This window comes from Candidatus Nanohalobium constans (assembly GCF_009617975.1).
GTDB lineage: Archaea > Nanohalarchaeota > Nanosalinia > Nanosalinales > Nanosalinaceae > Nanohalobium > Nanohalobium constans.
In genome coordinates, this window is sequence record NZ_CP040089.1 from 828,946 (window position 1) to 843,671 (window position 14,726).

Sequence of the window (14,726 nt, forward strand, 5' to 3'; positions counted from 1 at the left end):
TCCGTGCCGCTCTTATAAGTCGCTAAAAAACATCTTTTCTTGATAAGACATGTCTGACGACCTTAACGAGATCGCAGATGACTACACCGGAGAGAAATATCAACCTGTAAAGGCTGATTTACACTCTTTTGTAGACTATTACAAGGGAGACCTTGCAAAAGGCTCAATAATACAGTACCTCCGATTTCTGGCAGAACTGGACTTCGATCCACTGGCCGAGAATCCTGAACCTAAAGAAATAGATATTGATGATTTCCATCTGGACCAGTTCCAGCGGTGGACGCGGAAGAAATCCAGAAAAAAGTTCGGAACAAGCGACGGCAAAAGTAACAGCAGGCACAGATACCAGTACCTATCATTCCTATCGCTGAAGAAATACATCAAATCGCAGAAACCTGAACTACTTCAGTACCTTCCAGAGTCCAGAAACTTCACAAAGCCCACCTCACAGAAGCACACACTGAAGTACACAGAGGATCAAATACAGGACATGATGATGGCAGTTTCCGACAACAGGAAACTGTTCCTAGGCATATCACTAATGTACTACGGAGGTATGCGTAGCTTCGAGTTGCTTCATTTGACACCGGAATGGCTGGAGTTCAAGGAAGAAAGAATCGAGGTAGAGATTCCGCCAAAGTACGCCAAAGGTCAGAAAGAGAACAGGGAAAAAGAGTTCACATTTGTGAAAAAGCTGTACGAACAAGACCTCAAGAAGTACATACTAGACCACTACAACTATGATGGAAGCTATGAAGACCTAGTGGAAGACCTATCAGATAAGGAAGAGTTTGAACCTGTCTTCAACTTTGTAGAAGATACCGAGAAAACATACCAGGACTTAATGCGTGAACGCTACCACCTGAACCAGAAGCTGAAAGATGCGGCTCAGAGAGCAGGGATAAACAGGGCCGATGAATTTTCCAGCCATAAGCTGAGGCGTTCATTCATACACAAAGTCTATGATTCAAGTAACGATCTATCCAGAACAGCACAGGTCGCAAGACACTCCAAACCAAGCACCACAGAACAGTTCTACCTGCAAAGAGACAAGGAGGAGAGGTTCGACACCTATCAGGAAGCATTTTCCTGAAAAGCTATATCGGTGTGAAATAGCCATTTCATCTATGTTGATCCCTGTATATAGGGGTTATTGGCTAAAGAGCCGGACACGCACCTTTAACTCCGGTCACATAAGTCAGACTTTGAAATTTTATCATTCTCAGCAGTCGGAACAGTTGAAAAAATGGCAGTGGGATCTCTACAGTCGTTTAAATCCTCTTAATGAGTCGTCAGCTAGAAAATAGTATAAAGAGGGTCTGAAAAAGGGAGTTGATTCCCCGACCCCTGATGGCTTTCCCTACATCTAGTCTCCGGGCACTAGCCGGTTAAATACCTTATTACGGGAAGTACATCAGCATGTTTCACAGCCCGTCAACATTTTCTTCACACCTAATATTGACAAGAACATTAAACTCTAAAAACACTCTATAAGTTGCTTTCAGACATCTAAGCGGCTAAAAGCATTTTTAAGCCACAAAGTGTACTGGGACGATGATGGCAACTACCTACAAAAGTAGAGCTACATCTAAAGAAGAGTACCTAAAACTTCTGAACAACCTGAAGGAAGTCAAGAAAAACAGAGGTGGCTACAAAAAATCCTTCGAAAACATGCTGGACGAGTACTTCCTCTGCAAACAAGTTGAAAACCCTGACATATACTTCTTCCGTTATAGATTCGGAGAGGGAAAATCTACATTCGGCCTCTCACAGCTAACAAGAGGAGACCTGTTTATCTCTCCGACACAGAAGCAGAGCAAGAGCAATCAGAGTCACTACGAGGACATACACCCAGAGAATAAACATAAGACAATCAGAATATTCGGTTTCGACTACATTATCGGTAGGATAGACCCGATAAGAAGCAATATTTAACCGATACTATCAGGGATCTTTGGGAGGAAGAATCAGATCAGAGGAAAGAGCTTGAAGAACTCAGAGATCAAGAAGAGACACCCAGACAGGCAATTCTTGAGTACAGGAAAAGACACGATGAAGATCCTGAACTACTGGATATATACCTGAAGCAATTCAAGGAAGAAACTTGGAGAGAAAATGTCGTATTTGCATGTCCTTCCCGAATGGAACTGCTTGAACAGAGAGCCTTCCTGTCCTCTATGGACAGAGTAATGATGGACGAAGGTATTGAAGAAGAATTTGTTGAGAGAAGGTTCGGAGAGCTTTCTGAAGAACTTACAGCAATAGGCGTGAAGAACCCTCAGAAACGCCAGGTCAATATGCAAGACTACAGTAAAAGGCAGGTCAAATTCAGAGATTATAACCCCAAATCAGGCCTTGAAAAAGAGAAGATAGAGTCCCTGAAGGCGATGGCCAGAAAGATTTTGATCAACATCTATGTCAATTCCTACGAAGTCGAAACTGTAGATGTTGATTCTCAAGAGACCGACCAGAAGGGATTAACAGACCACATAATATTTGCAGGTGGAGAAATCGAAACAGAAACTCCTCATACCGAGTTTCTTGTTCAAAAATTCTCTAACCTCTGGCTTAATGTAGCAAAGAAAAACTTCCATGGAAGCACCCTCATAGGCAAAGAAAAGCATAAACTGATGAAAGAAGGAAAGCTTGAGAAGTTGAAGAAGCTGGAAAGGATGGAAAGAGTATTCAACAAAATATTCATTTCCAGACACTGCAGACTGACTTTTTCCAAGACAAACAGTCTAATAGACAGCATGAAGCTAGAGAAACCGCTTTACTACGAGCTATGGGATATAGCCGATAAAGCGGATCAGGAGATATGGGTTCTGGACGCTACTACTGGAAAGAACTACTACCAGTACATGAAGAGACAATACAGATATGAGGCAGATAACCACGATGCAGATATAGATGAGGCATACCTTGGAGACGGCAATAATTTCTCAGGAGTCGAATTTGAAGACAGAACCTACGAATCAATTGATGTTGAGGAGCTAGAACCTGAATACGAATGGTATCTCTGGGACTGGAATGTTGAGGATAGCAGGTCTACTGTGACCATGAATGCCTCCAAATCAAAGGTAATGGATGAGATAGTTAAGGAGATCAAGAAGGAAGCAGAAGAAAAGAAAGTTGGTGTAATATCGTACAAGCATATCAGGAGACGGTTTGAAGGCACTCAGGTAATTGCCCAGAACTTCGCCCAGTCAGAAGGAACCAACAAATTCAAAGATGTCGATCACCTGTATGTGATCGGATCTCCTCCAAAAGCAGGGCTTCTTCAGGATTACATTCGACAGTATAGGGAACTGCCTGCCTTCAACCCCATGGAGAATGAGGAGATGCGTAGAGTCAGTCCGCACGGCGGCCTAGTAGATTTCAGGGATGTTATATCCGTGGAGAAGAAAGCCGAGAACCTTGACAGCCTCCTTCAGAAACTTCACTCCGGGAAGATAGAAGTTGACTCAGGAACGGAATGGTCTGATTTCTTCGACAGAAATATCGAGAGACCTGTGTTCGATGCATACTTCAGAATGAGACACCAGTTCAAGGTGGGTGGCAAGGTAACTAGAATGGGATTCAACGCCATGAACTTCCTGAAGGATCCTAACGGGACTGCAGGAGACTGGCTATGTGACAGGAAGGAGGACAGAGAGATTATTGAAAACTGGGAGGATATGCCGAAGAAAGTATTTCAGGAGAAGTCCTATGTTAATTCTCATGTAAATCTGAAGAAGTGGACGAGAAGATGGAAGAACGAAAATTTCGAAGATATTCCAGAATCAACTTACTACGACTGGAGAAATAAGTGGAAAGAAATAGGTCTAAAAGATCCCGAATAATTGTCCCTTATCCATAATAGGATCCTTTAATAGATCGACCCCACTATTTCGGGATCAATCCCGATCTTTGCTCCAGACCATCTCTAACAATACCCAGTTTGTAACATGAATCACAGATCCATTCTTTCTCAGGTGTTAATCGAAACTCCTTCCTTTCCTGTTGGCAATCCGGACACTCTACAGCCTTAGAAATATGGAAGAGATCGCCCAGATCATCGGAATCTTTCTTGATATCTCCAACTTCATTCTCCAGAAACAGGTCATCCCAAAGATCCCTAACTGAATCGTCAAATCTGATATCTGGGAGCATATCAACTTTCTCTTCCAAACTGCCTGTAACTTCTAGAGGAGGAATCTCTATTTCCTTGTAATATGTAAACACATTACCTAGAGATTTTTTCTCATAGATATGGGATTTCCTTCCTTTCGTGTAAAACCACCTGAGAAACAATTTGTTGCTCTGGACAATATTTTCCTCCCATTCTCTAACTTTCTCTCTCATAGCCTCTTTCTCAATCTCTTTCTTCTTCTCCAATAGATCATCTTCCATGTAGATCACCCTGTTTCTAGACCTAGCTCCTGTATAGGTCTTCTGGCTTCACCATCTGACATCTCTGCAATATCTTGGATTTTCTCACTAGTAATACCAAGTTTTCTGTGTTGATTGATGTCTTGCAAGATTTTCTTGACTTCTTCTTGAGAAAGAAGTTCAAATTCCAACTCTGCACCTATTGAAACTTCCAGACTGTCTGGATTTTTAGCAGTAGCAATTACTCTCTGTCTTGAGTCTACTGCCTGCTGTATGCCTTCATGGAAATCAGATCGTAGCTGATCTACCTGGTCAAGTACTAGCACTCTCTGTTCGTCTGTGTCCATAGATGCAGTTTCAAGAATGTTGTTGATTGTGTTGACGATGGCTTTCGGACTATTTCGCTTAGAACAGTCAATCCTGTCCCAGTGCATCTCATGTTCAACAAGGGCCTTAGCCATCATCTCTGCCGCAGTTGTCTTCCCAGTACCTTTCGGCCCGTGAAGAAGTAGATCAGCGTTAAGTTCTCCTGTTTCTACAACTCTTCCAATAATTCTCCGGGTTTTCCCATCCTGTCCGTGGAAGTTCTCAAGTTTCTCTGGTCGAACCTTCTCCGGTTTCAGTTCTGTCACTGTTCCTCACCTTCTGAGATCACTGGAGCTATGGTGTATACTGCTTCGAAGTAATCTAGGTCACCTTTCCTAATTACCAGTCCAGAATCATCTGAAAGGTAAAATTTAACTCTTCCAAATAATCCTTCCAGTATTGAAAGTACAGCATACCGGTATTTGGAGGAACCTGTACCTTCCGCCGAATATCCGATATCTTCCTCTGTAATCTGGTTCCTGTTTTTATCCATAATGCCTACATTCAAATCTCCATCATCAATTGAGAGCTCAAGTAAGTTTGCTCTTTCTGTTTCTGCTTCACTCAGAAAATCTGTCAGAATCCCGCTAAATAACTCTGCTTTAGCGTTCATTACATGCTCGGTTGAATAATAGATATCGCTTTGAGAATCATAATGAATCCTTTGAAGTGCTTCATTTACGGATTCTCTATCAGATTCATATTCTCCAGTCTCAAGCTTAATTCTTTCTGTATCCGTTTCGATAGAAAGCTCTCCCTCTACATGTTTCAGAACAAGATTTTCTTTCTGGTCAAAACCTGTAATCAAGCCTTCTAATCTTTCACTATCAGGAATTTTAAGCTCTCCCGTCTGCTTCACCCAAACATTACGGTAATCTATGTTGATCAGTGCTATCTCATTAGACAGTTCCTGGACTACCACTCTGTCAGGATCTCTCTTTGCCTTGATAGTATATCCATCTACAAGAGAGTTCTCATCACTTCTTCCATCTAAGAAGAGCTTACCATCTCCAGTCACCAAGTTGTGTAGTTCTTTGAGACCTCCCTTTGTGATCTCAATTTCTGCGGTTTTTGAATCGGTCGAATTTTTGGTCGATATTCTAGATTGCATGAGTAATTACCTCGTAGTATTATCTGAGTTTTCAATTAAGATTTCCTGAACATGCGAAATTGCGTCTAGAGAGTCTTTTTCAGTGGTTTCAGCATATAGTCCTTCAAGCCTGTCAAGAGCAAGTTTTGTCCCAAACAAGTGGGCTTCATCTGTTTCCAGCTTCTCCTCTTCTAAAACATCTGCTAGAATATTTCTGAGTAGAGAGCTCTTTGAGCTGCCAGAGATATCTTCCAGTATCTCAATCTGGTATTTGTAGAGGAAGAAGCTTGTTATTTCCTTTTCCGGTTCCTCTTCTTCTATCTGGTCAACCGTATTCTCCTCGAGCTTATACATCTCTATCTTCCTCCATATCTTCTATCAGGTCGTTGATAGCCTCTTCTATGAAGGTGTCAATATCTGTATCATTACTGTCCGTCATCTGTCTCAACTCCCAAAGCCTTTTTCTCAGAATCAGACAGGTATGAATGAGAGGCTAGCTCTCTCCGGATACTCCTTCTGATTACTGTGCTGATGTTTTCTCCTCTTGCATCACAGAAGCCACGAAGCGTCTGCAGTACAGATTTTTCAAGTTTGGCACCTATTCTCACATTATTGTCATCTGTTTCCATGCGTCTCACAGGTGAATGCATTTATAACGGGAATAGCGTGTCAGCAAGATGACACAGGTGTCACGAATGACTGTAACTGTTACCAAAGACCAGATTGAGAATGTAATCAGAGGATATCAGCAGGAAGCTGAGGATAGTTCCGATTGTGCATCGAATTTGGATATTAGAAAAGAACTTTCGGAAGAAGGAGAAATGCCTTCGCATGGACAGATTTCTGAGAAAACCAACGAAATGAAGAAAGAAGAACGGATAAAGAGAGTTTACGGCGATGATTCAGGGAGTAAAAAAAGATGGTCAACTACTGATTGGACTCTGCCTCAACCTAGTGTGAAGAGACAGATAGAATCAGCAAGGAAAGAGTTGAAGAACAGAATACTCCGTCAGCCCAAAATTGAGGAAGTTGCTGAGGAACTGGGCAGAGAGAACACAGAAGCGTTTCGGATGCTTTTCCGTAAGTCTGTGTCTGATAAATGGAGAAGCCCAGATCCAGAAGAGATCAAAGAAAAGAAAGAAGATGTACAGAACAGGGTTGAAGAAGCTCTCCACCTCTATCTTTGGCCTGAAGAGTTGAAGGATAAGATAATCGAAAATACAAGGGAGAAAAGTCAGGAATACTATGAGAACAATAGAGAATTATTTGAGGAGTTCGAGATAGAAGTTACTAAAGTTGTTCCTGTTGACATTCCCCGTAAGTTCCAAATTAAGGCTCCTCCAAAGCTTCGCAAGTTCATGCTAGAAACTGAATTGGAGGTGGATGTACCTCAGAGTTTCAGAGAGGAGGAAGAAAGTACTGCTGAATACCACAGAAGATTAACGGAGAGAATTAGAGATAAGATTGGTTATGAGATAGGCGATGAATCTCGATATTGATGGAGATTCTAAACGCCAGAGTGCAGAGATTGTTCAGTCTGTGAAGTTACCTAAGTTACCCTGCTTACCTTCGGACTCATATTCATCTAAAGCCTCCTTGAAAGCTTCTTCAGAAACTATTCTGACAGGTCTGTTTTTCAGGAACTTGCTTTCCACAGCTTCTTCGACCATAGGAGGTTTCTTCCCTCTAAACTTCATCCTGTAGTCTTTCGTGCTTCTGACATCTTCATCGGAGAGAATCTCAATATCTTCAGCAAAGTATAGTATATTGTCCAGTTTTTCCTCTACTAATTGATCTCTTTTTGGGCCTTGAACCCCCATCTGTAGATTCTGGTTGAACTCATCATAGAACTCTTCTTCATTAAACTCCTTTGGATATGATCTAGATTGGTTAGATTTCAAGAGTTCAAATAGGACATTCTTCAATATTATTACTGGATGGCTGGAAACAGTATACATTATAGGATTCTCAATTTTCCCATAATCAATTCCATCGCCTACTTTAGAAGATAAGTCACTATCGTTGCAGTTGTAATCTTCTTTAGCGTAAAGTGACTGTTCCCACTCATCCAACCCCCAAACTGCCAAGTTGGAAGGATAATCGTAGTCATACCTATCTGGTTTAACTTCTGCTAAATTCCTAGCATTAGTCGCTACGACATACTGTATGAAGCTAATGTCCTTCTTTCTGCATCCTATCTGGGCCTTTAACTCTCTTTTATTCTCTTCTTCATTTAGAACATCTTCAATAGATGAAATTTGTTCCATCCACGAAGAGTAGTTACTTCCAGATTTACATTCAACTATGCACAGCTTAACCGCGTCCCCTTCATCCTTTACAAGTAGGACATCGGCGTTAGAAAGACCTTTTTCTTCTAGTGGCTCAGTAAATGCAAATTCATAACCTGTTTCACTTCCTTCCGCCTCTTCAGCTTGGTGAAAGGCAGAAGATATCTTGCCTACAATATCATCATGGTTTTTCCGTGTTTTAAGAGAGTTTTTGAGTTCTTTTCTTTTAGCTTCTTCATCTATTTCTGATTTCTTTTCTTCATACTTTTCTCTGACTTTTTCAATAGATGGATTTGGTATTTCAGACAATTTATCTTCGTAATCTACCTCTTCCATCTTCATGTATTATCTCACTGCTATTGCATTAGCTCTCGGATCGATTTGGTCTGTGACATATTCGTAAATCCTCAGAGCCTCATCAATTCCGCTGTCTTCCCTTGGATAGATTCTAAGGGTATTATCCTTTGATTTTATCGCCACACGGCCATAGTTACTGGAATCGACTAGTGTCGCAGATAAGTGCGGCTTACTACCTAACTTTTTATCCAGCTTAGAAACTGTAAAACCCCAGTATTCGTTCTGTATAGCTTCTCTGAAGTTATTGACATCTCTGTGCTTTAGCTTCGTTTTGAGATTAATGGCCCAAGGTTTGCTTTGAGGTATCGAAGAATCCTTTGAATACTTATTGTTCTTAACTTCGTAGTCTGAAGTGTCTATAGCACTTTTGATGTCTCTCAATCTGTCGATAGTTTCTCTAATTAGCCTGACAGATTCGTTTAGCCCTCCTTTATTTATTGTGAAAACTCCGTCCGTCGAGACCTTGAATTTGAACTGGTTAGGCCTCTGGAACTTCATCATGGTCGGTAAAACACCGTACTGCCTCTTCATTTCTTTGTATGTTTCTAGACCGTCGTCAGCAGAGTACTGGATTGATCGATCATAATCTGGTCTTCTTTTAGCATCTATGTTTACATGCTTGTTTCTCTTGGCTGAGAACTGCGGGATCATTATGTTCTTGTACTGTTCTACAATATCCATCCTGATATCTTCCATGTGTGCCTGACTTACCCACATCCGTCCAAGATTTTTCTCCCACTTAATATGGTTGAAAAGCGTGTTAGTAATATTCCCAGTGCTTCTAGGCCCTTCAGTCTTTCTAGCAGTTGTAAAGAACACAGGAAAGTCCTTATCATATAGCATGTAGTACGGCTCCTGTCCCTGGTGTGTCTCCAATAAGAAAATATTGCCATTATCTGTCAAAATGTCAAAGGACTTCTCTAGTGAATTAATTAGAGCTTGCTTACTGTGAAAATCGCTGACTGTACCAATTATGTTAAGATTGCCACTTATATTCTCCAAATCTATTTCCTTTCTAATGTAGTCGCTAAATGTATCTAGTGAATCATAGTCTGTGGAGCCTACTCTGAGAAAGTCCTCTTCCATACAAAAACTAAACCAAAGCTGAAATTTAAACGACTTGGTTATATATCACACCTACACGTCTTAACCATTTAGCTACCTACAAGCTTCTGAATCAATTTCATCCCTATTAATATTGGAAGAAAAAGAAGGAGGGGAAAATAGGCTTGTTCTGATAGTTTAGATTGCAGGCTGTTTCAACGGCTCTAATCGGGCATCTAGGTTGTCTTCCAGTTTTTCTCTCAGCTCTTCTGGAAGCTTGTAGTGGTAGTACCCATTTACATGTCGGCGTTCTAGAGTTTCATACCATCTTTCTAGTGTATCTCTACTCTTTTCTGGTATTTTTCCGGTAGTTTGTTGCTGTGCGAACCAAGAGATAGGATTCCACTTCTCGTGAGTTTTCAGGAAATTGCTTACTTCTGCTTCCATGCCCTCTCTGTATTCTTCTTTGATTTCTTTTGTGCTGAAGGCAGAATTGGGCTCATTTATACATAACTTGGTTATGATAAGAAGGATCTTCTCCGGGTTTTCTCTATGGTTCCATACAGCATCTTTGTTGGAAAGATTTTTGCCATGTTCAAGGTCTTGTTTCATTTGTTCTATGTTCATTAAGGATCACAGGGGGAAGAGTCTAGAGGCTGTTTAGAACCTTTAGACTAGTATAGAGAGGTTGCAGGGAGGAAGTTGCACTCGACAAACAGTGTCTGCCCATATCTTCCGGCCAGTTAGACAGGAGATATGTCGATACCAGTTTTGGTATGCTCCTACTGGAGCCGCCCTCCGGTTCTCGGAACGACATAAGAGACCATGTCTCCGGGCACGCTGAGATTTCCTATGCTTCCTCTAAAAATATGATTTTAGAGCTGTTCAATCACCTTTCGACAGTGTGGATGGTAGCTTTGCCCATCCTTCTTGTAGGTTGTATAGTGTTTTTCCGTAACACCTTCGCCTTCAGAGTAATAGGTTCTGAACATTTGGTAGATTGAACCCACAGGGCCGTAGAGTTGTTTAATCAATTGTTCTGTTTCTTCCTTTACTTCTTCTTTTGGATCTTCTTCAGGGTTCTCCGGATCAGTATAGGTAATTTTTCTGATGTAATCTGGGTTGAGAGGTAAGCCACAGTGTTCGCATATTTCTACATCGCTTTCAACTTCTGGGAAGAATGAGAGAAAGTCTTTTGGGGAGTTGAGTATCGGATCAAAGCTGACTTCGTAGCTGGAGAAACCATCCCCTTTGGTGGTGTGAGCTACTAGCTGGTTGTCCAGTTCTTCTCCTGTAATTGTCCTGTTTAATAGGCTTAGTGTCTTGTCTTCTATAGCAAATGCTTCCGGACTGCCTCCTAAATACCCAAGTTCTGCCAGTTTCTTCAGCTTCGTTCTCAGGTTTACGCTGAGTTCTAGTACCTGGCTCAATTCTTCTTCGTCACCACATCCGTGCTCAACTATTGCTTCTAATATTCTTTCTTCGTCTCCAGTTAGATCACTCAACAGTTCGTACTTGTTATCATCCCGCTTTTTCACTAGGTCTATTTCTCTGAACTGCTTCAGGTACTTTGATACTGTGGATTTTGAGACCTCTACATTTTCGACGATATCAGTGAATCTAGATGGGTTCTCATGCAGGAAGCCTTTGATCTGATTTTCGGCATCTGCTTTTCGGAATGTTTCCATGTCAATTGGCATAATAACTAATTAAACCTACCTACTTTTATATAGTCTTTGTTATTTCTATACCTAATATTAGAAAACTATACTAAATAGGTGTTTGTCTATACATTCCGAAAAATTATAGAGAATATAGGTAATTAAGAAATAAAATTTAGGATAAGAAAACTACAAGTACTATTTAAGTTTTAGCTTCTAGCGAGACCTTGAACCGTTGGACTGAGCCTGTTTAGTGGGATTGCTTGACTGAGGGTCCATTTTTTGTTGTTTACTGTTTGGTTTCTGCAGGGTAGAAAGAGTAGTTGTGTTTTTTGTGGGAGAATATAGGCAGGTTTGAGTGTTTTTTAGGTGAATTCTTGGATTGTTGGTTTTTGGTTTGTGTTTTTTCCTTGGATGCTTTTTGCTATGGTTTTGGCTAGGTTTACGGGTACTGCGTTTCCTATCATTTTGTAGCCGTCTCTGATTTTGTCGTATTTTAGTTTGAAGTTGTCTGGGAATGTTTGTAGTTTGGCTGCTTCTCGTATGCTGTATCTGCGGTATTCGTCTTCGTGTCCTTCTTTGAATTTCCAGTTGTCTTTTTCTATTTTCTCCATTTTTGGTGCTTTTGGGTGTATTTTTTGGTGTCTTGCGTTTGCTTGGACTGTGTATGCGGGTTCGTCCCAGTTTCTTACCCGGTTTCTGGACATGTATCTTGATGAGTAGCTTCCTATGTAGTGTTCGTGGTTGGGGAGTTCTAGTTCTTCTGGTTTGTGTGGTTCTCCTTCTGTGGGTTTGGATTCTGGCATTCCTTTCAGTACTTCTTGCCCCATTTTTTCTTCTGTGCCTTCAGGGAATTCGTAGTTGAAGTCGATGTCGTCTCTTATTCCTACGATTATGACTCTTTTTCTTTCCTGTGGGACGTTGTGGTAGGAGGCGTTCATTTTCTTGTATTTTACGTTGTAGCCTATTTCTTTGAATTTCTGGATTATTTCTTTGAATTCGTCTATGTTTGTTTTGGAGATTATTCCTGGTACGTTTTCGGCTACGAAGAATTTTGGTTTTTTGTGTTGGATGATTTCTATGTAGTTGTAGAATACTGCTCCTCTTTCGTCGTCGCTTCCTCTGAGGTGGTTGCTTGCTAGGGACCAGCTTTGGCATGGCGGTCCTCCGATTATTCCGTCGCATTCGGGGAGTTTGTCGTAGTCTAGTTCTCTGATGTCTTCTATTTTTAGTTCTGTTTCGTGGTTTTGGTCGTATGTTTCTTTGAGGAAGTCTGCGTAGTCTGTGGCGAATACTATTTCGTAGCCTGCTTTTGAGAAGCCGAGATCCAGTCCTCCGCATCCGGAGAAGAGGGATATGATTTTGTCTCCTTCGTTCATAGTTCAGTCTTCTATCTCAAATATTAAAGCATTGATTCTGTTTGCTGGGTTTGCAGGATCCGGCGCTTGGATTTCCTGGTATTTGATGTTTTCCTGTTCTTCTATTGCTTTTATTTTGTCCTCAGGTATTTCTTGGTATTTTGATTTTTTCATAACTGCGAAAAGCGGTTGTTTTTCTTCTATTTTGTGTTTGTAGTTTTCTATGTGTTGTGAGAAGTAGTTGGCAGGGTGTGACATTGTCCACATGCCTCTGATCCGTAGTTTTGTTCTGCCTAGTGGGTCTGCGTCGTGGACTTTTCCAATTTCATTGGTCTGTGAGCTTAGGTCTCCATAGTCTAGTTCTCCTACTGCTTGGCTTGTCTTCTTGGAGAGCTTGTTTGAAAGGTTTTCGTATACTTGTTCTGGTGCTGCCCAGCAGTCGCCGTAAACCATCCAGATGAAGTCCAGGTTGTCTTCGCCCCTCGGCACTCTTCCCAGGATGTACACCAGTTCTTTTTCATTCCAGCCACCAAGATGGTCTTCGCATTTTTGGCATGAGTTTGTTATTCTTTCATTGGAGCTCTTGAGTTTTTGATGCGGGTGTGAACTGTTGAGCTGTATTGAGCCTGCTTTTGAAGTTGTCTTCTTCACCTCAAATGCTTCCCCATTCTCTATCATGAAGTCTGGAGGATGGTTCTTGTTTCCAAGCCACGAGAAATGTTTTGAATACTTTTTCTCTTTTTCATCCTTGGTTTCTATGTCAAAAGATCCGCAGAACAGGTCCATAGTAAAGTACTCCAGTCTATCACCAACCCTGTTAATCCTGTTACTGCTGGAGTATATTTCGCTCATGTCTCTGTCATCCATTTCTGCATAATTCAGTAAAGCATCCAGAATATTAACCATGTACAAAAGTTGACAGAACATTAAATAAAACGGTTTAGGACAGGAAAATACCTAGAAAAACGGGGGATGAACTCCCTATTTTATCTTATCTTGGTATATTTTGAGGGCTGCTTTGGTATCAAATTCTTCTCCTGTATCCGGATCGACGAAACTTCCGTCGTCGTTTTTGAAACGTTCTAAGCTCTGTGAGTCTTCTTCACCAGTCTGAGAGTGATTCTTGGCATCATTGGAAGATTTCTCAGGTTTTTCTGCCTCCGATTTTATTCCTTGTATCATTCCTTGTAGTTCTTTTTTGGTTTCTTCTAGTTCTTCTTCTATGTCCTCATCTTCAGCCATTTTTTAGCCTCTTGTATTATTTTTGTTTTGTTGAAGGCAGGGATAAGTATTTTTACCGGGTTTCCCGTAATCTTGTTCTTATGGATGATGCTGAGGAAATGTTCGAGACTTTGGAGGAAGCGCATGAAAAGTTAACTGAGTTGGAGGAAGATAGAGATAAGCTTCTTGAGGCGAATAAGAAATTGGTGAGGATTTTGGTCTCAATGGAGAACGATTTGAAGGATGCCGGAGTAGACTTTGAGGAACTGGATGAACACAGTTACTCCTTCCATGAGGGCTGGAGTAGCCGTAGAGATGGTTTAATGATTGAGGATATTTCTGAGGAATCGGTAGATAGGCAGTTGAGGCAGCTAGATCAACTTCTAAGCAACAAAGATATTTTATAAGCTAAAACAGGTAAAAATTAGGTATAGAGGACGATAATCAATGGAAACTGAACAACAATATGTATGCGATGTATGCGATGAGGAGTTCGAAAGTGAAAAAGAACTGCATGTCCACGAAGGACAAGACCACCCTGGTAAAAGAGTAGAAGAGCTGCAGGGACTGCTTGAAAGAATCGATGAAGAAAGCAAAAAGGTCGCAGAGATAAAAGAAAGAAAGGAAAACCTTGAGGAGAGAGTAGACGAGCTTCAGGACAAAAAACAGCACTTACAGGATACTGTATCAGATCTTGAAGATACTAAAGAACACTTGGAAAACGAGCTCAGTGACAGAGAAGATAGGATTGATGAACTGGAAGACGAACTTGATCAAGCACATGAACACGAAGAAGAACAGGAAGACAAAATTGAAGACCAGAAACAGAGAATCGAGGAACTCAAGAACGAGAGAGACTCACTTGAAGAATCTGTAGAAGAGACAGACCAGCTTTTAACCAAGTTCCAGAGACAGGTCGACCAGTTCGACGAAGAACTTGAATAACCTTTTTCTCCTTTTTATTTTATTA

Annotated in this window: 18 protein-coding genes; 6 read left to right on the forward strand and 12 right to left on the reverse strand. The window is 41.1% G+C overall.

Annotated features, from left to right (window positions below):
• Nucleotides 1-49 precede the first annotated feature (49 nt).
• From LC1Nh_RS05065 to LC1Nh_RS05075, 3 genes are all read left to right on the forward strand, one after another.
• Nucleotides 50-1,093, forward strand: coding sequence for a tyrosine-type recombinase/integrase (locus LC1Nh_RS05065; protein WP_153550620.1), 1,044 nt, complete (start codon nt 50-52; stop codon nt 1,091-1,093).
• Between the two features lie 464 nt (nt 1,094-1,557).
• Entirely contained in the window at nt 1,558-1,935 is a 378-nt protein-coding gene (locus tag LC1Nh_RS05070) for a hypothetical protein (protein ID WP_153550621.1), read from the forward strand.
• Nucleotides 1,936-2,141: 206 nt separating this feature from the next.
• Nucleotides 2,142-3,842, forward strand: coding sequence for a hypothetical protein (locus LC1Nh_RS05075; protein ID WP_153550622.1), 1,701 nt, complete (start codon nt 2,142-2,144; stop codon nt 3,840-3,842).
• 43 nt (nt 3,843-3,885) lie between these two features.
• Here the strand turns inward: LC1Nh_RS05075 and LC1Nh_RS05080 are convergent, their stop codons facing one another.
• The 5 genes from LC1Nh_RS05080 to LC1Nh_RS05100 all read right to left on the reverse strand — a co-directional run bounded on the left by LC1Nh_RS05080 (nt 3,886) and on the right by LC1Nh_RS05100 (nt 6,456).
• A complete protein-coding gene (locus LC1Nh_RS05080) occupies nt 3,886-4,392 on the reverse strand; it encodes a hypothetical protein (RefSeq protein ID WP_153550623.1) in 507 nt (168 codons plus the stop codon).
• Nucleotides 4,393-4,397: 5 nt separating this feature from the next.
• Nucleotides 4,398-5,003, reverse strand: coding sequence for an AAA family ATPase (locus LC1Nh_RS05085; RefSeq protein WP_153550624.1), 606 nt, complete (start codon nt 5,001-5,003; stop codon nt 4,398-4,400).
• A complete protein-coding gene (locus LC1Nh_RS05090) occupies nt 5,000-5,848 on the reverse strand; it encodes a hypothetical protein (RefSeq protein ID WP_153550625.1) in 849 nt (282 codons plus the stop codon). The genes LC1Nh_RS05085 and LC1Nh_RS05090 overlap by 4 nt, the downstream gene beginning before the upstream one ends.
• Nucleotides 5,849-5,854: 6 nt before the next feature.
• Nucleotides 5,855-6,181, reverse strand: a complete 327-nt coding sequence (locus LC1Nh_RS05095) for a hypothetical protein (protein WP_153550626.1) — start codon at nt 6,179-6,181, stop codon at nt 5,855-5,857.
• 71 nt (nt 6,182-6,252) lie between these two features.
• Nucleotides 6,253-6,456 carry a hypothetical protein gene (locus tag LC1Nh_RS05100; protein WP_153550627.1) on the reverse strand — a complete coding sequence of 68 codons (204 nt, stop codon included), beginning with the start codon at nt 6,454-6,456 and terminating at the stop codon, nt 6,253-6,255.
• A 66-nt stretch (nt 6,457-6,522) separates the two neighbouring features.
• On the opposite strand from LC1Nh_RS05100, the gene LC1Nh_RS05105 reads away from it, so the two are divergent.
• Complete coding sequence (locus LC1Nh_RS05105) at nt 6,523-7,326, forward strand: sigma-70 family RNA polymerase sigma factor (protein WP_153550628.1); 804 nt, start codon at nt 6,523-6,525, stop codon at nt 7,324-7,326.
• 33 nt (nt 7,327-7,359) lie between these two features.
• On the opposite strand, the gene LC1Nh_RS05110 is transcribed toward LC1Nh_RS05105, so the two are convergent.
• The 7 genes from LC1Nh_RS05110 to LC1Nh_RS05140 all read right to left on the reverse strand — a co-directional run bounded on the left by LC1Nh_RS05110 (nt 7,360) and on the right by LC1Nh_RS05140 (nt 13,777).
• Nucleotides 7,360-8,457 (reverse strand): hypothetical protein, encoded by a 1,098-nt coding sequence (locus LC1Nh_RS05110; protein ID WP_153550629.1) that lies wholly within the window; start codon nt 8,455-8,457, stop codon nt 7,360-7,362.
• Between the two features lie 3 nt (nt 8,458-8,460).
• Nucleotides 8,461-9,558, reverse strand: coding sequence for a hypothetical protein (locus tag LC1Nh_RS05115; RefSeq protein WP_153550630.1), 1,098 nt, complete (start codon nt 9,556-9,558; stop codon nt 8,461-8,463).
• Between the two features lie 156 nt (nt 9,559-9,714).
• Nucleotides 9,715-10,143: a hypothetical protein gene (locus tag LC1Nh_RS05120; RefSeq protein ID WP_153550631.1), complete on the reverse strand. Its 429-nt coding sequence runs from the start codon at nt 10,141-10,143 to the stop codon at nt 9,715-9,717.
• 248 nt (nt 10,144-10,391) lie between these two features.
• Nucleotides 10,392-11,216 carry a winged helix-turn-helix domain-containing protein gene (locus LC1Nh_RS05125; protein ID WP_153550632.1) on the reverse strand — a complete coding sequence of 275 codons (825 nt, stop codon included), beginning with the start codon at nt 11,214-11,216 and terminating at the stop codon, nt 10,392-10,394.
• Between the two features lie 326 nt (nt 11,217-11,542).
• Entirely contained in the window at nt 11,543-12,556 is a 1,014-nt protein-coding gene (locus LC1Nh_RS05130; protein WP_153550633.1) for a DNA cytosine methyltransferase, read from the reverse strand.
• A 3-nt stretch (nt 12,557-12,559) separates the two neighbouring features.
• A complete protein-coding gene (locus LC1Nh_RS05135; protein ID WP_217907025.1) occupies nt 12,560-13,441 on the reverse strand; it encodes an NgoPII family restriction endonuclease in 882 nt (293 codons plus the stop codon).
• 75 nt (nt 13,442-13,516) lie between these two features.
• Entirely contained in the window at nt 13,517-13,777 is a 261-nt protein-coding gene (locus tag LC1Nh_RS05140) for a hypothetical protein (RefSeq protein WP_153550635.1), read from the reverse strand.
• An 80-nt stretch (nt 13,778-13,857) separates the two neighbouring features.
• Here LC1Nh_RS05140 and LC1Nh_RS05145 point away from each other — a divergent pair, with 80 nt between their 5' ends.
• Both LC1Nh_RS05145 and LC1Nh_RS05150 read left to right on the forward strand, forming a co-directional pair.
• Complete coding sequence (locus LC1Nh_RS05145) at nt 13,858-14,163, forward strand: hypothetical protein (RefSeq protein ID WP_153550636.1); 306 nt, start codon at nt 13,858-13,860, stop codon at nt 14,161-14,163.
• Nucleotides 14,164-14,203: 40 nt separating this feature from the next.
• Nucleotides 14,204-14,701, forward strand: a complete 498-nt coding sequence (locus LC1Nh_RS05150; protein ID WP_153550637.1) for a hypothetical protein — start codon at nt 14,204-14,206, stop codon at nt 14,699-14,701.
• Nucleotides 14,702-14,726 lie beyond the last annotated feature (25 nt).